Genomic DNA, 21,754 nt, shown 5'->3' on the forward strand with positions numbered 1-21,754 from the left:
CGGATCAGCCCCGGCGGTCCTCCTCTGACTGCCACGGCAGGTGCAGGTCGCCCGGTTCGGGCTCCACGTCGCCGGCGTCGTCCGCGCCGCCGGTCCCGGGGGCCGCGATGACCTTGGACGGGTCGATGCCGTCCTCACGCAGGTCGTCGTCGTCACGCTGCTTCGTCTGGGACGCGTCCATCTCGCGCTCACTCGACGGGCTGTACGACGTGTCCGCCGCCCGCTGCTCGCGGCCGCTGACCCCGTCGACGTCGTCGCTGTGCGCCGCGTCGCGGAGCGCATCGTTGCGTGCTCGGTCGTCGGACGGCTCGGGGCCGGGGGCCTTCGGGATGCTGTCGCTCATGGTGTTTCCTCCTGCAGCGGACGCTAGTCCTCGGCCCCGTGTAACGAGTCTGGCTCGGTCCGCTCCCCGCACTCGATGACGCCCCTGGCCCCAGCTACGCTGCCGACGAGGGGGAACGATGCGACGAACACGGACCGCGACGACCGCGGTGATCGGCTCGGCACTGGTGGGGCTGCTGCTCGCCGGGTGCACGGCGTTCGGCGGCGACGAAGCGATCCCGACGCCGACGCGTCAGGCATCACTCGACGGGACGAGCCGGAGCCCGGGAGCCGACCCGACCTCCGCCGCACAGCAGGTCAGCACACCGCAGGTCTTGGCGGCCGGCACGGTCGCCGCCGAGACCGATGTCGTCTCGGCGAGCGGTGACACCCGGATCCACGTGCGGGTCGTCGCGAACGAGAGCGGCACCTTCGACGCCGAGTTGTCCGGCTACCGCACGACGAACCCGCAGTGGATGAGCTTGGACTTCCGCGGAGGTGACGCTGACGGTGCCGGCGACGCCAGCGGGTACCGTGCCGGAGTCGTCATCTGGGACCCGGAGACCGGCGCTCCGGACTCGGTCGGGCTGTCAGACGCCGGCCCCACTCCGGACTTCCTGCACAGCGTCGCGCTCGTGCCGGCGCCGTCTGATGACGGGGACGATTCCGGACGCACCGGCATCGGCTCCGTGCTCGCAATCGCTCCGTTGCACTGGACGATCCCCGACCCGTACCCGGACCTGCAGGTCGACGTGGGCGCATCGCGGCCCGGGGCGAACGGTTGGGTGCACGAACGTGACGGCGTGCCGGTGTCGTACCAGGTGTCGAGCGACGACGCGCAGGTGACGGTCGCTGAGCGCTTGGGCATCACCGTCGCGCAACTCCGCTGGCTGAACCCGTCGCTGCAGACCGGCGCGGACGACCAGCTCATCACGGACACCGATCTCAACCTGGATCCCGCAGCGCGCTGATCCGGTCGCCGCCCCGCCGGACGGAGCCCGTCCGTACGGTCGGTTACGGTTGACCAGCACTCGCGAGCACTCGGCACCACCAGGAGGTCCCATCGTGACGATCGTCGCCGCCGCAGACGGCTCAGCCCTCGGCAACCCCGGCCCCGCCGGCTGGGCCTGGTACGTCGACGACGACCGGTGGGCGGCCGGCGGCTGGCCCCGCGCGACGAACAACATCGGCGAGCTCACCGCCGTGCTGCAGCTGCTCCGTGCCACGAAGGACACCGGCGAGCCGCTGCACATCCTGTGCGACAGCCAGTACGCCATCAAGGCCTGCACCGAGTGGCTCGCCGGCTGGAAGCGCAAGGGCTGGCGGAAGGCCGACGGCAAGCCGGTCCTCAACGTCGAGATCATCAAGGAACTCGACGCGGAACTGCAGGGTCGCAAGGTCACGTTCGAGTGGGTCCGCGGCCACGTCGGTCACGAGATGAACGAAGCTGCCGACGTCCGTGCCCGTGGTGCTGCCACCGCGTTCCAGAACGGCACCGACGTGCCGCACGGTCCTGGCTGGCCCAACGTCGAGGTCCCCGAGCCGTCCGCGCTGCCCGACGCCACCCCGCCCGCGACCCTCTTCTGACCCTTCCGCCAGCAGCCCGCCCGGTTATGTACTCCCCTGTATAACGGAGGTGATCGGCTTGGCAGTGACGACGATCGATCTTGATCCACGCGTGCTCGATGATGCGAAGCAGCTGACCGGCGCCCGCTCCAACCGCGAGGTCGTGCAGAGAGCACTCGAAACCCTCATCGCGGTGCGGCGACAGCCCGCCGCCGTCGAACGCATCATCGCGCGAGACTTCAGCGCCGACCCTTCTGCGGCCGACGAGCTGCATCCCTGATGGCGACGTACATCGTCGACAACTCCGTCTGGTGGAAGGCACACCGTTCAGCGGGCATCGCACAGCGGCTTCGCGAGATCGCGACGCAGGACCTGATCATGACCTGCCCGCCGCCGGTCCTCGAGTACTGCCATGCAGCACGCACCGGACCCGACCACCAGGGGTACCGCGACGACATGGACGCCTTCCTCGAGGCTTCAGAACACCCGGACATCCAGGATGTCACGAGCATCCATAACGCCCTCTGGAACAACGGCCACGTCCGCGGAGCCGGACCGATCGACGTCCACATCGCTGCCTACGCCGTGCGCAACGGGGCCACCGTCCTCAGCTCGGACCGCGACTACGACCACATCGCCGACGCAGTCGCCGATTTCCGGCACGAGTACCTGCCGGAGCGCTGACTGCGGGTCAGTAGGTCCCGTCGCGCCGCTCCTGCTGCGTGATCTGCTCCCCCGACGCCGGGTCGACGCCCGAGCGCGTGGTGGTCGTGGTGCGGCGACCACCGAAGGCCACGGCGAGGCTGATGATGAGCAGCACGACACCGGCTGCCATCAGGATGTAGCCGATCAGGCGCAGGTCGACGCCGGCGAGCTGGATGTTCAGCGCGAAGGCGACGATCGCGCCGATGACGATCAGGGCGATGCTGGATCCGATGCGCATGACGCAGTCCTCTCGGGTGGGGGTGGTGCGGCAGACGGTACACGTCCGACAACCCCCGCGCGGATCAGTCGACGTCGACTTCGGCCCACCCGTCGAACCGACCGATCTCGGTGACCCGCACGACGGCCTCGCCGACCTCGTCCGAGGCGTCCAGGTCGATCGTCGCCGAGAACCCGAAGTCCTTGTCGCCCTCGGGGTCGGAGAAGATCTGCCGTGCCTTCCAGACCCGCGGTGATGCCGTGGCACCGCTCTCGTCGAGCACCAGGTACTGCATGGACCGTGCGTCGGCGTCCGTGCCGATGCTGTCGTGCTCCTCGTAGTACTCCTCGAGCACGGTGTCCCACGCCGACCGGTCGAACCCGGCGGTCGCGTCGAGCTCCCCGAGCCCGTCGATGTCGTCGGCCGCGGCGAGCAGCACCCGCTGGAACAGGGCGTTGCGCACGAGCACCCGGAACGCCCTGGGATTGCCGGTGAGCCGTGCGGGCTGCGGCGGCGCGATCTCCTCGTGTTCCTCGGAGGCCAGCAGGACGTCGCCGTTGAGCAGCGCCTCCCACTCGTCGACGAGTGAGGAGTCGGTCTGCCGCACGACCTCGCCGAGCCACTCGATCAGGTCGTCGAGCTCCTGCGTCCGCTGTTCCTCGGCGATGGTCTGCCGCATGGTCCGGTACGCGTCGGACAGGTAGCGGAGCACGAGCCCCTCGGAGCGGGTGAGCTGGTAGAAGCGCACGAAGTCGCCGAAGGTCATCGCGCGTTCGTACATGTCGCGGACGACGGCCTTCGGGGACAGCTGGAAGTCGAGCACCCAGGGCTGTTCGGCGGCGTAGGCCTCGTAGGCGGCGGTCAGCAGCTCGTCGAGCGGCTTCGGCCAGGTGACCTCCTCGAGCAGCTCCATCCGCTCCTCGTACTCGATCCCCTCCTGCTTCATGCGGGCGACGGCCTCGCCACGCTCCTTGAACTGCTGCTGCGACAGGATCGCCCGCGGGTCGTCGAGCGTGGCCTCGACGACCGAGACCATGTCCAGTGCATAAGTGGGAGAAGAAGGGTCGAGCAACTCGAACGCGGCGAGCGCGAACGGCGACAGCGGCTGGTTGAGCGCGAAGTTCGGTGCGATGTCGACGGTCAGGCGGTAGGCGCCGTCGACCTTCTCGATCACCCGTGCGTTGATGAGGGTCCGGGCGATGACGAGTGCCCGCCGGGCCATGGCGAGCTGCCGGGAGCGCGGTTCGTGGTTGTCGTAGACCAGCGACCGGACGTCGGCGAAGGCGTCCCCGCCACGGGCGACGACGGACAGCACCATCGCGTGCGTGATCCGCATGCGCGATGCCATCGGCTCGGGCTCGGCCGCGATCAGCCGTTCGAAGGACGCCTGCCCCCATGACACGAAGCCCTCGGGCGCCTTCTTCCGCTTGATCTTGTTCTTCTTCTTCGGGTCGTCGCCGGCCTTGGCGACGGCGCGGGCGTTCTCGATGTCGTGCTCGGGGGCCTCGGCGACGACGTCACCCTCGGTGTCGTACCCGGCGCGTCCGGCGCGGCCGGCGATCTGGTGGAACTCGCGTGCGGACAGCTGGCGCATCTTGGTGCCGTCGAACTTCGTCAGTCCGGTGAACAGCACGGAGCGGATCGGCACGTTGATCCCGACGCCCAGGGTGTCGGTGCCGCAGATGACGGGCAGCAGGCCACGCTGGGCGAGCTGCTCGACGAGTCGTCGGTACTTCGGCAGCATGCCGGCGTGGTGCACGCCGATGCCCGCCCGGATCAGGCGCGACAGGGTCTGCCCGAACCCGGCGCTGAAGCGGAAGCCGGCGATGGCGTCGGCGATCTGGTCGCGGCGTTCGCGCGAGGCGACCTTCGCCGACATCAGCGACTGCGCCCGCTCGAGTGCGGCAGCCTGGGCGAAGTGCACGATGTAGATCGGCGCCTTGCCCTCCTCGAGCAGCCGCTCCACCGTCTCCTGCACGGGCGTCATCACGTACTGGTACTCGAGCGGCACGGGTCGCGAGACACCGGTCACGCGGGCGGTGGGCCGGCCGGTCCGGCGGGACAGGTCGTCGGCGATGGTGGTGACGTCGCCGAGGGTCGCCGACATGAGCAGGAACTGCGCACGCTCGAGCACGAGCAGCGGTACCTGCCACGCCCAGCCGCGGTCGAGGTCGCCGTAGAAGTGGAACTCGTCCATCACGACGACGTCGACATCGGCGTCCGGTCCCTGCCGCAGCGCCAGGTTCGCCAGGATCTCGGCGGTGCAGCAGACGATGGGGGCGTCGGCGTTGACGCTCGAGTCGCCGGTGACCATGCCGACGTTCTGCGCACCGAACAGTTCGACGAGCTGGAAGAACTTCTCGGACACCAGCGCCTTGATCGGCGCCGTGTAGTAGCTCCGTTTGCCCTCGGCGAGCGCGGCGAAGTGCGCGCCGGCCGCGACGAGCGACTTCCCGGTACCGGTCGGCGTGCTCAGCACGACGTTCGCGCCGGAGACGAGCTCGATGACCGCTTCGTCCTGCGCCGGGTACAGGGGCCGGCCGCCCTCGGCGGCCCAGGCCGCGAAGGCCTCGTAGACCTCGTCGGGGTCGACGACGCCGTCCACCGCCGCCGGGATCGCGGCGACGAGCGGGGGCGGGGCGGTGACGTCTGTCATGCGCCCATCCTCCCAGGTGCGGCCATGACGGACTGGGCCCACGCCGCCGGTCCCGGGGCGACGCGCCAGCGGCGGACCGGCCGTGCCGGTGGGGAGAGGCGCGGTGCCAGCCCGCCACGGGCCTCCCGTCCGCCCCGTCGCCGACTCAGGCGCATTTCGATACGTGCGCATAGACTCGCGCCATGCGCGAACTCGGCTTCCTCTCCTTCATCCCGAACCACGGCGGCACCGACGGCGCCGCCGGCGCCCTGGCGGACGGCCTGCGCCTGTTCGAGACCGCCGAGTCCCTCGGCTACGGCACAGGTTGGGTGCGTGGACGGCACTTCGAGCCGTACCTGACGAGCCCGATGACCTTCTTCGCGGCCGCTGCGCAGCGCACCAGCACCATCGCGTTCGGCACCGCCGTGCTCGGCATGCGCTACGAGGACCCGGTGCGCCTGGCCGAGGATGCCAGCACGGTCGACCTGCTCAGCGGCGGCCGTGTGCAGCTCGGCATCAGCACGGGCATCGCCGGGTACGGGCCGATCCTCGACCCGGTGTTCGGCACCGTCGACCGCAGCTTCCGCGACGAGGCCGAGGCCCGCGCAGCACGGCTGCTCGAGGTCCTGCAGGGCGAGCCCCTGGGCAGTGCCGGCAAGGGCTACGAGAGCATCCCCGCCGGGGCCGACCTGACCCTGCAGCCGCTCAGCCCGGGCCTGCGCGACCGCGTGTGGTGGGGTGGCGGCAGCATGGGCACGGCGGTGCGCACGGCCGAGAAGGGGCTGCTGCTGCACTGCTCGACCCTGAACACCGAGGACACGGGTGCGCCGTTCGCCGAGGCGCAGGCCGACCAGATCGCCGCCTACCGCGAGCGGTTCGCCGAGCTGCACCCGCACCGCGAGTCCAAGGTCGCCGTGGGCCGGATCGTGGTGCCGCTCCTCGACGACCACGACCGCGCCGTGCACCAGGAGTTCCTGACCGGGTACGCGTCCGGGATGGACGACGAGGGCCGACCGCTGTCGGGCACGCCGCCGTTCCGCTTCAGCAAGGTCGTGTCCGGCGAACCGGCGGCCATCGTCGACGCCCTGCTCGCCGACCCGGCTGTCACCGCCACCGATGAGCTCGTCATCACCCTGCCGGCGAACGGTGACCGTGCGGCACACGAGCGGATCCTGCGCATCGTGGCCGAGGAGGTCGCTCCGGCGCTGCGGGCCTGAGGGCCAGCGACGCGGGCAGACGCCTGGAGCCTGATCGCCTGCGGCCCTGCCGCCACCGAGAGTCGAGGGCATCCGGCGGGGCTCTGATCGAGTTGGTGAAGCCCGAGAGCCCGGCCGGATGACCATCTCGTCCCTGATCCGCACGAGATGGTGCCCCCATCGTTCCACCTACCGACCGGTTTGTCACACCGATCTGCGTCCCTGGAGCAAAGAAGTTGACCAAGTGTCACTCGTTTTTGCGGACCAGCACGAAGTCCGGCAACCGGTTCACCGGTGCGCACCGAGTCCGGGACGATCCGCGGAACGAGGTTCCGGCACGGAGCACCGATGCGGCTCCGACCCGGAACGACGAATGCGCCCCCGCGCGGACGCGGGGACGCATTCTGGGACGCACCGGGGAAGCCAGGGCGACAACGGCCGGATCAGGAGGCCGAATCGCTCACCCAGCGACCCCGTAGTCGGTGCGTGCGCGGACGGTAACCAGCCGACTCGCGCACGACGATGTTACTGAACAGAGTCGGGAGCTGCGCGGAAACCGGACGACTTCGTCACTCCAGTTCGAGGGACGCGGTTCCGGCGTCGTCGACGACGGAGGCACCGACGTGCAGCGTGAACGTCCCCGACTCGTACTGCCACGAACCGTCCCAGTGGGCGAAGGCGCGTGCCGGGACCTCGATCGAGACCTCCGTCGACTCCCCCGCACCGAGCCGGACCGGGGCAAACCCGACCAGCCAGCGAACCGGGCGGTCGACCGCCGACTCCGCACGGGACGCGTAGACCTGCACGACGTGCTTGCCGGCGCGGTCGCCCGTGTTCGCGACGGTCGCCGTGACGATGACGGCGTCGCCCTCGCGCACGGTCGGCGTCGCGGAGACCCCGTCGATCGACCACGTGGTGTAGCCGAGGCCGTGCCCGAACGGGTAGGCCGGCTCGGTGCCGGCCCGCAGCCAGGCCCGGTACCCGACGTGGACGCCCTCGTCGTAGGAGACCTTGCCGTCCACCGGGGTGACGTCGAGCACGGGGACATCGGCCATCGCGACCGGCCACGTGGTGGGCAGGCGTCCACCGGGCTCCTGCCGCCCCGTCAGCACGTCGGCCAGGGCGTTGCCGTACTCCTGCCCGCCGAACCAGGTCAGCAGCACCGCGGCGACGTCGTTCCGCCACGGCATCTCGACCGGCGAACCGGCGTTCACGACGACGACCGTGTTCGGGTTCACGGCGGCGACCGCGCGCACCAGGTCGTCCTGGTGACCGGGCAGCGCCAGCGAGGAGCGGTCGTAGCCCTCGGACTCGACCTTGGAGTTCGTCCCGACCACGACGACGGCGACGTCCGCACCACGAGCGGCCTCGACCGCTGCGTCGATCAGCACGGCGGGGTCGTCGTCGGACGGCTCGGTACCGAACTGGTACGCCAGCACCCCGCCGAGCGTCTCGTCCTGGATGACGTCGTACTCGATCCGGATCGCGACCTGCTGGCCGGTGGTCACCGACACGGGCACCGACCGCGCCGGCGGGTTCAGGAACGCGGCGCCGAGCTGGTCGCCCTCGTACGGCACGTCCTCGTCGAGCAGCAGCTCGCCGTCGATCCACATGCGTGACCGTCCGGCCGCGCCGATGCCGAACCGCACGGTCCCCGTCGACTCGGCGGTGTAGGTGGTGGTGATGTCGAGCCGGTCGGCTTCGCGCGTCGGCGCGTCACCGCCGAACCAGAACAGTGCCGTCGCGCGGCGGTCCTCGACGAACAGCTCCTCGCCGTCCTTGACGAAGGCGACCCGCGCTCCGGGCTCACCGGTGCCGGGGTTCGTGATGGTGGACAGCGGGAACTCCGCGATGCCCTCCTGCACGACGGCGCCGATCGCGTAGTCCACGCTCGCGCCGGGGAACGCCGAACGGATGCCGTCCAGCGGCGACACGACCTGCGACGGCACGACCGTGGCCGAGCCACCGCCCTGCGTGCGGGCCTGGTCGGCGTTGTGGCCGATCACCGCGATGCGCGACACGGCGGGGGCGTCGAGCGGCAGGACACCGGTGTTGCGGACCAGGACGGTGCCCTCGGCCTCGGCCTCGCGGACGAACGCGATGCCGTCCTCGACGTGCACGGGCGACGCGGCGACGGGTTCGAAGCCCTCGAGCGCGCCGACGCGGGCGGCCAGGGTCAGGATCCGGCGGACCTTGCGGTCGATCGCTGCCATCGGCACCTCGCCGGACTGCACGGCGGCGAGCAGCGGCCCCTCGCTCCACCACGGGTTCGGTCCGGGCATCGCGACGTCCTGCGACGCCTTCGCGGAGTCCACGGAACGCACTCCGGTCCAGTCGGACACGACGATGCCGTCGAAGCCCCACTCCGAGTTGAGCGGGGTCTCGAGCAGGTCGTTCTCCGATGCCGTCACGCCGTTGATCGCGTTGTACGACGACATGACCGCCCAGGCGTGCGCCTCGGTCACGGCCTTCTCGAACGCCAGCAGGTACAGCTCACGCAGCGCGCGGTCGGACACCTCGGTCGACGCGGTGAAGCGGTCGGTCTCGTAGTCGTTCGCGATGTAGTGCTTCGGGGTGGCGGCGACACCGTTCTCCTGCACACCGTCGACGTACGACGCGGCCAGGTCGCCCGTGAGCACGGGGTCCTCGCTGAACGCCTCGAAGTGCCGGCCACCCAGCGGGGACCGGTGCAGGTTGATGGTCGGGCCGAGCACGACGTCGACGCCCTTGCGACGGGCCTCGACGGCAGCGGCGGCGCCGTAGCGCTTCGCGATCGCGCGGTCCCACGAGGCGCTCAGCGCGGTCGCCGACGGCAGGTTCAGGGACGGGTCACGCTCGTCCCACACCTCGCCGCGCACGCCGGACGGCCCGTCCGACATCAGGATCCGGCGCAGCCCGATCTTCTCGACGGGCCAGGTGGTCCAGAAGTCACGTCCGGTGAGCAGCTGCACCTTCTCGTCGGTGGTCAACTGGCCGAGGAGCGCATCGATGCGCTCGGTCAGCGGCGTCGACGGACTGGAGGCGGTGCTCGCGTCGTTCACGGTGGTCACGGTGGTCGGTCCTCTCGTTCAGGGCCGCGGGGCGCCGCCTGGACGGCCGGGGCCTCGTCGCCCACACCCACCATCCACCGGGTTCGCCGCCCGCGCTGGCAGCTCCTGCACCGTACCACCCAAAACCGACCGCTGGTTGGTTTTCTGGGGTCTCCCGTGGGCGGTACAGTCTGGCCATGGCACGACGGGGTTCGTACGCAAAGGGCATCGCGAAGCGCGAGGAGATCCTCACGGTCGCGCTGGACCTCGTGGCGTCGCAGGGCTTCCGGCGGACGAGCATCAAGGACATCGCCGACGCCGTGGGCCTGACCCAGGCCGGCCTGCTGCACTACTTCGACTCGAAGGACGAACTCTGGGTGGAGATCCTCCGCCGCCGCGACGAGCTCGACCTGGCACACGACTGGCAGGCCGCGGACCCGGCAGCCCTGCTCGCCGCGATCGTGCGGCACAACGCCGAGGTCCCGGGGCTGGTGCAGATGTTCGTCAACCTGTCCGCCGCGGCCGCCACCGACGCCGAGCACCCGGCGCACGAGTACTTCCGCGAGCGCTACGAACGCAGCCGCCGCGTGCTGTCTGCCGACTTCCGCACCATGCAGCAGGACGGTCGGCTGCGGTCCGACATCGACCCCGACGAGCTCACGAGCGTGCTGCTCGCGGTGTCCGACGGCATGCAGATCCAGTGGCTCTTCGACCCCACCCGCGACATGGCCGAGCACGTCGAGCTCGTCGCCCGTCTGGCGATCGCCCAGGTCGCCCCCACCGCCTGAGAGACCCCCGCCCCGGCAGTGGGGTACGGACAGGGCCTGGTCGTGTCAGGGCAGGCGGGGCAGGATGGTCGATGCCCGCCAGGGCGTGTTCCGACGACGATGTGGAGTGACGCGATGACGCGTGTAGTGGTGACCGGTGGCAGCGGCAAGCTCGGACGAGCGGTGGTGCGCGACCTCGATGCGCACGGGTACGACGTGGTCCTGCTCGACCGTGTCCCCTCGCCGGACAAGCCCGAGCGTGTCCCGTTCGTGCGGATCGACCTGACCGACCACGGCCAGGTCCTGAACGCCCTGCTCGGCATCGACGACCGGTACGACCACGTCGACGCCGTCGTGCACCTCGCGGCGGTGCCGGCCCCGGGACAGGTGCCCGACGTGGCCCTGATCACCAACAACGTGACCTCGTCCATCAACGTCTTCCACGCCGCCCGTGCCGCCAAGATCAAGAACGTCGTGTGGGCGTCGAGCGAGACCCTGCTCGGCATCCCGATGGGCGAACACCTGCCGCCCTACCTGCCGGTCGACGAGGAGTTCGCCGTCCGCCCGCAGTCGTCGTACTCGCTCGGCAAGGCGGTCGAGGAGGAGATGGCCCGCCACTTCACGCGCTGGGACCCGGAGCTGAAGATGATCGGGCTGCGCTTCTCGAACGTGATGGACGAGACCGACTACCCGGCGTTCCCGTGGGACGCCACCCCCGAGGCGAAGACGTTCAACCTGTGGTCGTACATCGACTCGCGCGACGGGGCCCAGGCCGTCCGCCGTGCGCTCGAGGCGGACCTCACCGGGTTCGAGGCGTTCGTCATCGCGAGCCCCGACACGGTGATGGACACCCCGACGATCGAACTCGTCGAGCGTTTCGTGCCGGACATCGAGCGCCGTGCGGACATCGACGGCGTCAGCTCGCTGCTGTCGTCGGAGAAGGCCCGCGAACTCCTCGGCTACACGCCCGAGCACAGCTGGCGCGACCACCGCGCCTGATCGTCAGGCGGCGGGGACGAGCAGCCCGTCGAGCACCAGGTCACGCGCCGCCGGCAGCAGGTCGGCGGCCAGGGCCTGCTCGTCCACGCCGGTGATCTGCGCGAGTGCGCCGATGATCGCCGCGACGGACAGGTCACCGTCGCACGCACCCACGAACGCCGCGAGTGCGGTGTCCGCGTCCACCCGGCGCCCGAGCCCGCCGCCCTGCACCAGCGTCATCACGGTGGGGTCGTCGTTGCCCGGCCAGTAGTACCGCTCCTCGGTGACGTCACCGGCCACCGCCAGGTGGGCGGCAGCGAGCGCGGCGTCGTCGTGGGCGGCGAGCCAGGCGGCCGCGTCGAGGACGCGGGCGACCGTCGCCCCCAGACCCGCGGGGTTGGAGCCGAGCGTCTCGGGGACGCGCTCGAACCGGCGGAGGCCGGACGGGCCTCCCGGCAGGGGTCGACGCACCACGACGTAACCGAAGCCGACGCCGGTGACGCGGCGATCCGCGAAGTCGTCGAGCCACGCGCCCATCAGGGTGTCGAACCCGTCCGTGCAGGGCTTGGTGCCGCCGTCGCGGATCCAGGTCTCGGCGTAGGACGTCGGGTCCTGCCGCTCGCGCTCGATCACCCACACGTCGAGGCCGGTGTCGGCGAACCAGGCGCGCACGCGGTCCAGGCCGTCGACGCCCCAGTGGTACTCCCAGTTGCCGAGGAGCTGTGCGGTGCCACCGGGCTCCAGGTGGTCCCCGAGGCCCCGGAGCACCGTCTCGACCAGGGCGTCACCGACCATGCCGCCGTCGCGGTACTCGTAGGACGGGACGCCTTCGCGACGAGGCGTGATGACGAAGGGCGGGTTCGAGACGATCCGGTCGAAGCGCTCCCCCGCGACCGGCTCGAACAGTGAGCCGAACCGGAAGTCGATGCCGTCGATGCCGTTCAACTGCGCGTTGAAGCGGGCGATGTCGAGGGCACGGCGCGAGATGTCGGTGGCGACCACGTGGTCGGCGAACCGCCGCGCGTGCATGGCCTGGATCCCGCAGCCGGTGCCGAGGTCGAGCACCCGCTCGACCGGCACGGGCACCTGCAGGCCGCTCAGCGTCGTGGTGGCGCCGCCGATGCCGAGGACGTGTTCCTCGCTGATCTCGTGTCCGAGGGCGAGCTCGCCCAGGTCGGAGACGATCCACCAGCTGCCGGCGCCGAGGTCGTCGACGAAGGCGTAGGGGCGCAGGTCGACGGTGGGGTGGACGAGCGGGGCGCCGCCGTCGCCTTCGCCGTCGCCTTCGCCTTCGCCTTCGCTGCGCAGCAGACCCGATGCGATGACGGCGTCGAGCCCGGCGGTCGGGAACGCCGCGGCTGCCTCAGCGCGCGCCACCGGCAGCCCGAGCACGAACAGCGTCGCCAGGGTGCTGAGCGGCGTGGTCTCGCGGGCGGCGAGCGCACGGAGCGCAGCGACCCGCGAACCGCGGTGCAGCGATGCGGCGGCCTCGGCGCCCCACAGGGAGTCGAGCCGGTCGACGGTGAAGCCGGCGGCCGTCAGGTCCGCGGCGAGCGCCGTGGCGACGGCGGGGTCTGCGACGATCGACGGCAGCGTGTGCACGGTCGGGCTCGGGGCGGCGTCGGGCTCGCCGCTCACGAGGCGAGCCCCTCGCGGAGCAGGGCCGATGGGACCTGCCAGTCGAGCACCAGGTCGAGGAGCCCGGGGAACCGCTGCTGCACGTCCGCCACCCGGACACGGCTGACGCGGGTCAGGCCCTCCAGGTGCTGCTCGAGCAACCCGGCCTCGCGCAGGACCCGGAAGTGGTGGGTCAGCGTGGACTTCGGCCGGTCGATGCCGACCCACCCACAGCTGCGCTCGCCGCCGGCCGCGTCGACCAGGTAGCGGTGCAGGATCGCGAGCCGGATCGGGTCGCTCAGGGCGTCCATGACGACGGGGAGGTCCATCTCGGCCACGGACGGCTGCGGCAACCGTTCGGGAGCATCGACGTGCGCGGGCATGGACGGGACGCTACCACCGTTCGGCTTGCTGTACGACTTGCGTCGTACTGTTCGAGTGCGGTACGAATGCAGTCGTACTGCACGGAGATGGAAAGGGGTGCGCATGCACCAGTCAGCTCGTTCGGTCGCCGGGTTCTGGATCCTGGCGGCGATGCTCCTGGTCTCGGTCGCCTCGTCGGCCGTCCCGTCGCCGATCTACCCGGTCTACGCCGCCGAGTGGCACCTCACGCCGCTCATGCTCACCGGGGTCTTCGCCATCTACGTCGCCGGCCTGCTGGCGAGCCTGCTCATCGCGGGGCGCTTGTCCGACCACGTCGGCCGGAAGCCCGTGCTCGTCGTCGGCGGGCTGGGCGTCGCACTGTCGCTCGGCCTGTTCGCGGCGGCGGACGGGGTCGTCGCGCTCATCGTGGACCGGATCGTGCAGGGCGTCTCGGTCGGACTGCTCATCGGTGCTCTCGGCGCGGCCCTCATCGACAACTCCCTCGAACGCCACCCGACCATGGCGGGTGTGTTGAACGGTGTCATCCCGCCGATCGCCCTGGCCACCGGCGCGCTGTCGAGCGGCGCCCTGGTGCAGTGGGGTCCGGCGCCGGAGCAGCTCGTCTACCTGCTGTTCGGCGCGCTCCTCGTGCTGCTCGTCCTCGCGCTGTCCGTCGTCCCCGAGCAGGTGGAGCGTCGCCCAGGAGCACTCCGCTCCCTGCGCCCGACGATCAGCGTGCCGCGGTCATCGCGTCGGTTGTTCCGCGGCGTCGCCGGATCGCTCGTGGCCAGTTGGGCGCTGGGCGGCATGTTCCTGTCGCTCGTCCCCTCGGCACTCGGCGCGGTGTTCGGCATCACGAACCACTTCGCCGCCGGTGCGCTCATCGCGGTCGTCACCGGTGTCGGCGCCCTGACCGGCCTGGCGATCCAGCGGATGGACACCCGACGTGCGGTCCTGCTCGGGCTCGTGGCGCTCGTGCTCGGCCCGATCATCACCGTGTCGTTCGTGTTCGCGCACTCCCTGCCGGGCATGGTCGTCGGCAGCGCCGTCGCCGGTGTCGGCTTCGGCGCCGGGTTCCAGGCACCGCTGCGGATGCTGCTCGCCACAGCTGCACCGACCCACCGCGCCGGACTGCTCTCCACGATCTACGTCGTCAGCTACCTGGCGTTCGGGGTGCCCTCGGTCATCGGAGGCCTGCTCGAGCCGTCGATCGGCCTCGTCCCGGTCATCGCTGGTTACGGCGGCTTCATCGTGCTCGCCGCGGTCGTCGCCCTCGTGCTGCAGCTGTCGTCGAAGGACGCCGCCGAGGTCGAGGAGCGCGCTGCCGAGGTCATCGAGCGCACCGCGACTGGTTCGGTCCGGGTCGCGGCCGAGTAGGCGCGCCCGGCACGGTGCGGCGCTGCCCATTCGGTGCGAGGTTGATCGCTCGGTGCGAGCCTGCAGCGCCGCACGGAGGCGTCAACCTCGCACGCGGTGACCAGCACCGCACGGTGCCGACTGCGACGGCCCGACTAGTGGCCCGGGTGTGCCGAGTTCGCCCCGCGAGCGCGCGCACGGACCCCGACGGTCCGCGCCGCTCCGGTGTGCGCAGCATCGACGTCGGCCTTGCCCCGGTCGGCCGCATCGCGCAGACGCTTCGGCCCGTGCCGCTTGGCCCAGTCCCAGAAGCGGTGCAGCTGCGCCTTGAGCCACGTGATGATCTTGTGGAAGAAGTGGAACTCGCTCGCCAGCACGGTGAGACCGATGAACACCACGAGCCACCCCGGGCCCGGCAGCGGCACCAGGATCAGCCCGATGATGACGACCAGCCCGCCGACCAGACCGACCAGCACCTTGTAGAACAGGTGCACGTGCGGCCGCTCGTGGATCCAGGCGCGCAGGCGGTGGAACCACTGGAAGCGCTGTCGGGCCGCACCATCGGCCCGGGCGTCGCCGGGTCGGTCGTTCGGGTCGCCGTCCATGCCGAAAACGTAGGGCGCGCGGCTGGGAATCAGCGGCGCACGCGGTGGACGCGGGGTGCGCAGGCCGGGAGGCGCGGGGCGGGGTTGCGCCGCGCCTCCAGTCCGTCACGCGGCAGCGTCCGCCCACCCCTCAGGCGTGCGCGACGCACGTCGCCGCCCACGGGACGGCGGCCAGCCGGGCCTCCGGGATCGGCTCGCCGCCGACCGTGCAGCGGCCGTAGGTGCCCTCGTCGATCCGTGCGAGCGCGGCGTCCACCTGGCGGATCCGCAGCTGCGCACCGTCGCGGACCGCACCGAGCGAGCCACGTTCCCACGCCAGGGTCGCACCCTCGGGGTCGTGCTCGTCGTCGGAGTTGGCATCCTGCCGGGCGTCACTGACGTCACGCATGCTCCGCTCGACCTCGGTCAGCAGCCGTTCGTTGCGGGCGCGTTCGGCTTCGAGTGCGGGGCGGGGGTCCTCCATCCCGGACACGGTAGTCGCGGCGGAATGACCCCGCCCCCGGATGCGTTCGCATGGACATGACGAAGATCGGGTTCCTGTCGTTCGGACACTGGCGTGACGTGCCGGGGTCGAAGGTGCGCAGCGGGCGAGAGGCCCTGGTGCAGGCGATCGACCTCGCCGTCGCAGCGGAGGAAGCAGGCGTCGATGGCGCCTACTTCCGCGTCCACCACTTCGCGCCGCAGCAGGCCGCACCGTTCCCGCTGCTCGCCGCCATCGCCGCGAAGACGAGCCGGATCGAGATCGGGACCGGCGTCATCGACATGCGCTACGAGAACCCGCTCTACATGGCGGAAGAGGCCGCGGCCACCGACCTGATCTCCGGCGGGCGACTGCAGCTCGGCGTCTCGCGGGGATCACCCGAGACCGCCGTCGCCGGCTACCAGCAGTTCGGCTACGTGCCCGACGCCTCCGATGAGAACGGTGGCGACATGGCCCGAGCGCACACGAGCGTGTTCCGCCGTGCGATCGCCGGCGAGCCGATGGCCAACGCCAACCCGCAGATGACCGGATCGGTCGGGTCCCTGCCGATCTCCCCGTTGTCCGACTCGCTCGGCGACCGCATCTGGTGGGGTGCCGGCACCCGCGCCACCGCGGAGTGGACGGCCGAGCAGGGCATGAACCTGATGTCCTCGACCCTGCTGACCGAGGACACCGGTGTGCCGTTCGACCAGCTGCAGGCCGAGCAGATCGAGCGCTTCCGCCGGGTGTGGGCGGAGTCGGGCTGGGAGCGGACCCCACGGGTGTCGGTCTCGCGCAGCATCATCCCGATCATCGACGACGAGTCGCGCCACTACTTCGGCATCCGTGCACAGGTCGAGGGGCAGGACCAGGTCGGGCACCTCGACGGCGGGCTCGCCCGGTTCGGCCGCTCCTACATCGGTGAGCCCGAACAGCTCGTCGCGGAGCTCGCGGCCGACCAGGCCGTGCGCGCTGCCGACACCGTGCTCGTCACCGTGCCGAACCAGCTCGGTGTGGAGTTCAACGCGCGGCTGCTCGCGGCCGTGAAGGACGTCTTCACCGAGGTCGACGCGGAGCCGGTCCCCGCCTGACCCCGTATCGGGATCCGGTTCAGCCGTTCGGGATCGGCCTCAGCCGTTCGGCCACAGCAGCCGGAACCGCTCGCACACGACGGGCATGTCCGGCGCGAACCCGCGCGGGTGCTCGGAGTGTGCACGCCAGAACGCCTCGTGCACGGCCCGCCAGTGCTCGAGCGTGCGGTCGCCTTCACCCTCGGCCCAGGCGTGGTCAGCATCGACTTGATCGAACGGGACCACCTGGACCAGCGTCGTCTCGATGACCGCGCGGGGCGCATCGGAGCCGTCGGTCACGATGCTCAACTCGTCCACTGCGGGCAGCGGGTCACCGGTCGCCTCGTAGTCCCAGAGCGACGACGCCGTGCCGACCTTGACCCCGTCGAGCACGAGCTGCAGGAGCGCGTCCGCCTGCTCCGGGGTCGCACCGAACGACCAGGCTTCCGGCATGTCCACCGGAAGGTCCGGTCGCTCGAGGCGTCGTGCGGTCCAGAAGTCGTCGAGCGTCGAGGGCACGCCCCGACCGTAGTGCACCGGGAGACGGCACTTCGTGAGCAGGAGATGTCGAGTGCGATGCCGCGACCCGACCATTGCTGCTCACGAAGCACGCCCGTCTCCCCCCATCGTGCTGCTCACGAAGCGCGCCCGTCGCGCCCATCTGGCAGCGCCTGCCGCCGCGCTCTCGGGTGCGCCGTCTGGTACACGTCCCGCAGCATGTCGGCCGTGACCATCGTGTAGATCTGCGTCGTGGCGACGCTCGCGTGCCCGAGCAGCTCCTGCACCACGCGGACGTCAGCACCGCCCTCGAGCAGGTGCGTCGCGAACGAGTGCCGGAAGGTGTGCGGTGACACGTGCGCCTCCAGGTCGGCGGCGGCAGCAGCGGCCTGGATCACGAGCCAGGCGCTCTGTCGCGACAACCGCGCACCACGGGCGCCGAGGAACAGCGCCGGCGTCGACGCTCCCCGTGCCGCGAACACCGGCCGTGCCCGCACCAGGTACGCGTCGATCGCGGCCCGCGCGAAGCTGCCGAGCGGGACGATCCGCTGCTTGTTGCCCTTGCCGGTGACCTTCACGACGGCGAGCCCGTCCGCACCGGGGCCCGGGCCCGGGCCCGGAGCGTCGGCAGCGGCGTCCGACAGCGTGGTGACGTCGTCGACCGACAGCCCCACCGCCTCGGAGATCCGCGCACCGGTGGCGTAGAGCAGCTCGAGCAGGGCCTTGTCCCGCAGCTGGACGGGGTCGTTCGCGTCGACGGAGACCGCCCCGAGCAGCCGTTCCATGTCCTCGACGGGGATCGCCTTCGGCAGCCGCATGGGAGCCTTCGGCGGTCGGACGGCGGTGCCGGGGTCGAGCGGCAGCCAGCCCTCTCCCGCGGCGAAGGCGGTGAACGAACGGACCGAACTGAGCATGCGCGCGATCGACCGCGGCGCCAACGGTCCCGATGGTCGCGTGGCGAGGTGCTCGACGAACCCCGAGACGTCCGCCCGCGCCAGGCGAGCGACGTCCTGCAGCACCGAGGAGCCTCCGGCCCGGTCAGCGCCGTCCGACTCGACGACCGGTGCGACGCCGAGCCACTCGGCGAACACGGCGAGGTCCCGCCGGTACGCCGACAGCGTGTGCTGCGAGAGTCCCCGCTCGATCGCGACGTGCCGCAGGTACGTCTCCACGGCACGATCGAGGGGCATCACCTCAGCAGGCTAACCGGCGAACGGCCACCTGCCCGTCAGTGCAGCGCTTCGTCCGGCGCGCCCACCCGGAAGCCGGTGAACGTCACGGTCAAGCCAGCTCGCGTCGGCCCGGCGCACAGCAGCCCCGCGGACACGACGGCCTCCGGGTCCAGGTACGCGACCCGGACGAGCCGGGGCTCGTCGCCCTCGGCCCACGCCCGGATCGTCACGGCGTCACCGTCGCGGCTCGCGCGGACGGTCACCACCCGGCCCACCCACTCCGGCACGGGCGACACGGACCAGTCGGAGAACCCACGCGTGACCACGGCGCCGAGCTGAGGAGCACCGTCCGAGAACTCGACACCGGCCTTGATCCACGTCCGCTCGTCGACGCGCAGGAACACCCCGGCCTGGTCGAACTGCTCGGTGTAGTCGAGCACGAACGACGCCTCGACCGAGAACGGGCCGTCGGTCGGTTGCAGCAGCGCGTGCTCCGAGTCGTGCACGAACCCGTACGAGGTGGTCCGCCAGGCATCGCTGCCCTCGACGGCGGTGACACGGAACACGTCGCCGTCGAGCACGGAGGCCTGCGGCTCGTGCGTCCAGGCACCGGCGCCGACCAGGTCACGCAGACCGTCGACCGCTGCCCCGCTCACTTGCTGCGCTGTTCGATGGCCTCGACCGCGAGCGTCGCGACGACGAGGGCCGAGTTGTTGAGCCGACCGCCCAGGATCCCGTCGAGCAGCTCCGCCCGTGGCACCCAGCGCGTCACGATGTCGGCCTCTTCCGCCTCGCGCTCGAACGCGGACCCGGTCGACCGCACGCCGCGCGCCCGGTAGACCTGGATGAACTCGTCGCTGCCGCCGGACGACGTGTTGTAGCGGATCAGCGGCTCCCACGTGTCGGCTTCGAGGTCGGCCTCTTCGCCCAGCTCGCGCTTCGCGGCGGTCAGGTGGTCCTCGCCCGCCATGTCGAGCAGGCCGGCGGGCAGCTCCCAGTCACGCATCCGCACCGGGTGCCGGTACTGCTGGATGACCAGGACGCGGCCCTCGTCGTCCTCGGCGTACACCGCGACCGCGCCGGTGTGGTCGATGTACTCGCGGACCATCGCGTCACCGTTGTACGCGACGGTGTCGCGACGCACGTCCCAGACGGCGCCCTCGTAGACGACGGTGGATTCGGTGACCTCGAAGGAGGCGGACTCGTCGGCGATCGGTGCGTCTGTCACGGCTCCATCCAAGCACGCGCGCGCCGGACGCCCCGTCGGAACCAGGTTCCGGACACAGCACCGCGTCATTCCGTGGTTCCGTGTCCGGAATCAGGTGCCGTGGACGCGCCCCCAGACGGACGGGAGGCGCGGCGCCAGCTGGCACCGCGCCTCCAGTCAGAGACCACTCGCGCTACGCGACCTGCTCCTCGGTCTGCGGGTCGAACAGGCTGGACGCCTCGTGGCGCTCGATCGCGGCCGCGACGAGCCCCGCGAACAGCGGGTGCGCATCGGTCGGACGCGAGCGGAGCTCCGGGTGCGCCTGCGTGGCGATGTAGAACGGGTGCACGTCGCGCGGCAGCTCGACGTACTCCACCAGCGTGCCGTCCGGCGACGTGCCCGAGAACACCAGGCCGGCATCCGCGATCTGCTCGCGGTACTTGTTGTTCACCTCGTAGCGGTGACGGTGCCGCTCGGAGGCCTCGGGCGCACCGTACAGCTCCGCCGCCAGCGACCCTTCGGTGAACGACGCCGGGTACAGGCCCAGGCGCATCGTGCCGCCCAGGTCGCCACCGGCGATGATGTCGACCTGCTCCGCCATCGTCGCGATGACCGGCGTCGAGGTCTCCGGGTCGAACTCGGTGCTCGACGCGTCGGTCAGACCGACCTCGTGGCGGGCGTACTCGATGACCATGCACTGCAGGCCGAGGCACAGGCCGAGCGTCGGGATGCCCTGCTCACGCGCGAACTTCAGCGCGCCGAGCTTGCCCTCGATGCCGCGCACGCCGAACCCACCCGGGATGCAGATGCCGTCGACGTCGCCGAGCTGCTTCGCCGCGCCCTCGGGGGTGGTGCAGTCGTCGGACACGACCCACTTCAGCGTGACCTTCGCGTCGTGCGCGAAGCCACCCGCACGGAGCGCCTCGGTGACGGACAGGTAGGCGTCCGGCAGGTCGATGTACTTGCCGACCAGCGCGATCGTGACGTCCTTCTTCGGCTCGTGCACGGCCTTCAGCACAGGCGTCCAGGCGGTCCAGTCGACCGGACCGGCGTCGAGCTTGAGCGCCTCGACGATGACCTGGTCGAGACCCTGGTTGTTCAGCAGCGTCGGCAGGTCGTAGATCGAGGGGACGTCCACAGCGTTCACCACGGCGTCCTCGTCGACGTCGCACATCAGCGCGATCTTGCGCTTGTTCGACTCCGACACCGGACGGTCGCTCCGCAGCACGAGCGCGTCGGGCTGGATGCCGATCGAGCGGAGCGCGGCGACGGAGTGCTGGGTCGGCTTGGTCTTCTGCTCACCCGAGGCGTTCATGAACGGCACCAGCGACACGTGCACGAAGAACACGTTGCTTCGGCCGAGCTCGTGCCGCACCTGACGGGCGGACTCGATGAACGGCTGCGACTCGATGTCGCCGACGGTGCCCCCGACCTCGGTGATGATGACGTCGGGCTGCGGGTCGTTCTGCGCCTGCTCGCGCATCCGGCGCTTGATCTCGTCGGTGATGTGCGGGATGACCTGCACCGTGTCGCCGAGGTACTCGCCGCGACGCTCCTTGGCGATCACCGTCGAGTACACCTGACCGGTCGTGACGTTCGCGGCCTGCGACAGGTTGATGTCGAGGAAGCGCTCGTAGTGCCCGATGTCGAGGTCCGTCTCCGCGCCGTCGTCGGTCACGAAGACCTCGCCGTGCTGGAACGGGTTCATGGTGCCCGGGTCCACGTTGAGGTACGGGTCGAGCTTCTGCATGACGACCTTGAGGCCGCGAGCAGTGAGCAGGTTGCCGAGGCTGGCCGCCGTCAGGCCCTTGCCGAGAGACGAGACGACCCCGCCGGTCACGAAGATCTGCTTCGTCACCTTCGGGGTCGAGTTCGAAGAATTGGTACCGCCGCTGAGAGTGTCCGCCACGGGATTCCATCGTACGTCAGAACTGCCGGGAGGCGCGACCCCGGTTCGCCGTGGGCGTTGCGCGGGTGGGTGGCCGGGTCGTC

The 21,754-nt window shown here is 70.9% G+C and carries 22 protein-coding genes; 9 read left to right on the forward strand and 13 right to left on the reverse strand.

Annotation, left to right across the window (positions count from 1 at the left end; translation table 11 throughout):
• Window positions 1–4 precede the first annotated feature (4 nt).
• On the reverse strand, window positions 5–343 hold the full coding sequence (locus QRN30_RS05505; RefSeq protein WP_017886901.1) for a hypothetical protein: 339 nt from the start codon (window positions 341–343) through the stop codon (window positions 5–7).
• 118 nt (window positions 344–461) lie between these two features.
• On the opposite strand from QRN30_RS05505, the gene QRN30_RS05510 reads away from it, so the two are divergent.
• From QRN30_RS05510 to QRN30_RS05525, 4 genes are all read left to right on the forward strand, one after another.
• Complete coding sequence (locus QRN30_RS05510; RefSeq protein WP_259494213.1) at window positions 462–1,292, forward strand: hypothetical protein; 831 nt, start codon at window positions 462–464, stop codon at window positions 1,290–1,292.
• Between the two features lie 94 nt (window positions 1,293–1,386).
• A complete protein-coding gene (locus tag QRN30_RS05515; RefSeq protein ID WP_017886904.1) occupies window positions 1,387–1,908 on the forward strand; it encodes a ribonuclease H family protein in 522 nt (173 codons plus the stop codon).
• 64 nt (window positions 1,909–1,972) lie between these two features.
• Window positions 1,973–2,167 carry a type II toxin-antitoxin system VapB family antitoxin gene (locus QRN30_RS05520; protein ID WP_259553210.1) on the forward strand — a complete coding sequence of 65 codons (195 nt, stop codon included), beginning with the start codon at window positions 1,973–1,975 and terminating at the stop codon, window positions 2,165–2,167.
• Window positions 2,167–2,571, forward strand: coding sequence for a PIN domain-containing protein (locus tag QRN30_RS05525; RefSeq protein ID WP_159556942.1), 405 nt, complete (start codon window positions 2,167–2,169; stop codon window positions 2,569–2,571). Before QRN30_RS05520 ends, QRN30_RS05525 begins: the two co-directional genes overlap by 1 nt.
• Window positions 2,572–2,578: 7 nt before the next feature.
• Here the strand turns inward: QRN30_RS05525 and QRN30_RS05530 are convergent, their stop codons facing one another.
• Together QRN30_RS05530 and QRN30_RS05535 are read right to left on the reverse strand one after the other, a co-directional pair.
• Window positions 2,579–2,830: a DUF6458 family protein gene (locus QRN30_RS05530; protein WP_017886906.1), complete on the reverse strand. Its 252-nt coding sequence runs from the start codon at window positions 2,828–2,830 to the stop codon at window positions 2,579–2,581.
• Between the two features lie 64 nt (window positions 2,831–2,894).
• On the reverse strand, window positions 2,895–5,465 hold the full coding sequence (locus tag QRN30_RS05535; RefSeq protein WP_140448752.1) for a DEAD/DEAH box helicase: 2,571 nt from the start codon (window positions 5,463–5,465) through the stop codon (window positions 2,895–2,897).
• Window positions 5,466–5,647: 182 nt separating this feature from the next.
• Here QRN30_RS05535 and QRN30_RS05540 point away from each other — a divergent pair, with 182 nt between their 5' ends.
• Window positions 5,648–6,661 (forward strand): LLM class flavin-dependent oxidoreductase, encoded by a 1,014-nt coding sequence (locus tag QRN30_RS05540; protein ID WP_140448751.1) that lies wholly within the window; start codon window positions 5,648–5,650, stop codon window positions 6,659–6,661.
• Between the two features lie 548 nt (window positions 6,662–7,209).
• Here the strand turns inward: QRN30_RS05540 and QRN30_RS05545 are convergent.
• Window positions 7,210–9,690, reverse strand: a complete 2,481-nt coding sequence (locus QRN30_RS05545) for a glycoside hydrolase family 3 protein (RefSeq protein ID WP_194590819.1) — start codon at window positions 9,688–9,690, stop codon at window positions 7,210–7,212.
• Between the two features lie 176 nt (window positions 9,691–9,866).
• Here QRN30_RS05545 and QRN30_RS05550 point away from each other — a divergent pair, with 176 nt between their 5' ends.
• A complete protein-coding gene (locus QRN30_RS05550) occupies window positions 9,867–10,457 on the forward strand; it encodes a TetR/AcrR family transcriptional regulator (protein WP_017886910.1) in 591 nt (196 codons plus the stop codon).
• 114 nt (window positions 10,458–10,571) lie between these two features.
• A complete protein-coding gene (locus tag QRN30_RS05555; RefSeq protein ID WP_031259567.1) occupies window positions 10,572–11,435 on the forward strand; it encodes an NAD-dependent epimerase/dehydratase family protein in 864 nt (287 codons plus the stop codon).
• 3 nt (window positions 11,436–11,438) lie between these two features.
• Here QRN30_RS05555 and QRN30_RS05560 read toward each other — a convergent pair whose 3' ends face one another.
• Window positions 11,439–13,052, reverse strand: a complete 1,614-nt coding sequence (locus QRN30_RS05560) for a DUF7059 domain-containing protein (protein ID WP_284760603.1) — start codon at window positions 13,050–13,052, stop codon at window positions 11,439–11,441.
• Entirely contained in the window at window positions 13,049–13,414 is a 366-nt protein-coding gene (locus QRN30_RS05565) for an ArsR/SmtB family transcription factor (RefSeq protein WP_017886913.1), read from the reverse strand. Before QRN30_RS05565 ends, QRN30_RS05560 begins: the two co-directional genes overlap by 4 nt.
• Window positions 13,415–13,517: 103 nt before the next feature.
• Between QRN30_RS05565 and QRN30_RS05570 the strand changes: the two genes are divergently transcribed.
• Window positions 13,518–14,771: an MFS transporter gene (locus tag QRN30_RS05570; protein WP_214519410.1), complete on the forward strand. Its 1,254-nt coding sequence runs from the start codon at window positions 13,518–13,520 to the stop codon at window positions 14,769–14,771.
• A gap of 134 nt (window positions 14,772–14,905) precedes the next feature.
• Here the strand turns inward: QRN30_RS05570 and QRN30_RS05575 are convergent, their stop codons facing one another.
• The gene (locus tag QRN30_RS05575; RefSeq protein WP_017886915.1) at window positions 14,906–15,355 is read right to left on the reverse strand and encodes a TIGR02611 family protein; all 450 of its coding nucleotides are present in this window, start codon (window positions 15,353–15,355) and stop codon (window positions 14,906–14,908) included.
• A 130-nt stretch (window positions 15,356–15,485) separates the two neighbouring features.
• Window positions 15,486–15,818 carry a TraR/DksA family transcriptional regulator gene (locus tag QRN30_RS05580; protein ID WP_056069831.1) on the reverse strand — a complete coding sequence of 111 codons (333 nt, stop codon included), beginning with the start codon at window positions 15,816–15,818 and terminating at the stop codon, window positions 15,486–15,488.
• Between the two features lie 50 nt (window positions 15,819–15,868).
• On the opposite strand from QRN30_RS05580, the gene QRN30_RS05585 reads away from it, so the two are divergent.
• On the forward strand, window positions 15,869–16,906 hold the full coding sequence (locus QRN30_RS05585; protein ID WP_071251327.1) for an LLM class flavin-dependent oxidoreductase: 1,038 nt from the start codon (window positions 15,869–15,871) through the stop codon (window positions 16,904–16,906).
• Window positions 16,907–16,945: 39 nt separating this feature from the next.
• On the opposite strand, the gene QRN30_RS05590 is transcribed toward QRN30_RS05585, so the two are convergent.
• The 5 genes from QRN30_RS05590 to pyrG form a co-directional block, all read right to left on the reverse strand.
• Entirely contained in the window at window positions 16,946–17,404 is a 459-nt protein-coding gene (locus QRN30_RS05590) for an ASCH domain-containing protein (protein WP_371830328.1), read from the reverse strand.
• A 116-nt stretch (window positions 17,405–17,520) separates the two neighbouring features.
• Complete coding sequence (locus QRN30_RS05595; RefSeq protein ID WP_071251334.1) at window positions 17,521–18,573, reverse strand: site-specific tyrosine recombinase XerD; 1,053 nt, start codon at window positions 18,571–18,573, stop codon at window positions 17,521–17,523.
• Between the two features lie 38 nt (window positions 18,574–18,611).
• Entirely contained in the window at window positions 18,612–19,211 is a 600-nt protein-coding gene (locus tag QRN30_RS05600; protein WP_017886920.1) for a DUF1349 domain-containing protein, read from the reverse strand.
• Entirely contained in the window at window positions 19,208–19,783 is a 576-nt protein-coding gene (locus QRN30_RS05605; protein ID WP_017886921.1) for an NUDIX domain-containing protein, read from the reverse strand. The genes QRN30_RS05600 and QRN30_RS05605 overlap by 4 nt, the downstream gene beginning before the upstream one ends.
• A 172-nt stretch (window positions 19,784–19,955) precedes the next feature.
• A complete protein-coding gene (gene pyrG, locus QRN30_RS05610; protein ID WP_031259575.1) occupies window positions 19,956–21,671 on the reverse strand; it encodes a CTP synthase in 1,716 nt (571 codons plus the stop codon).
• Window positions 21,672–21,754: the final 83 nt, after the last annotated feature.

Origin of the sequence: Curtobacterium sp. MEB011 (assembly GCF_030209655.1) — a bacterium.
GTDB classification, from domain to species: Bacteria; Actinomycetota; Actinomycetes; order Actinomycetales; family Microbacteriaceae; genus Curtobacterium; species Curtobacterium poinsettiae.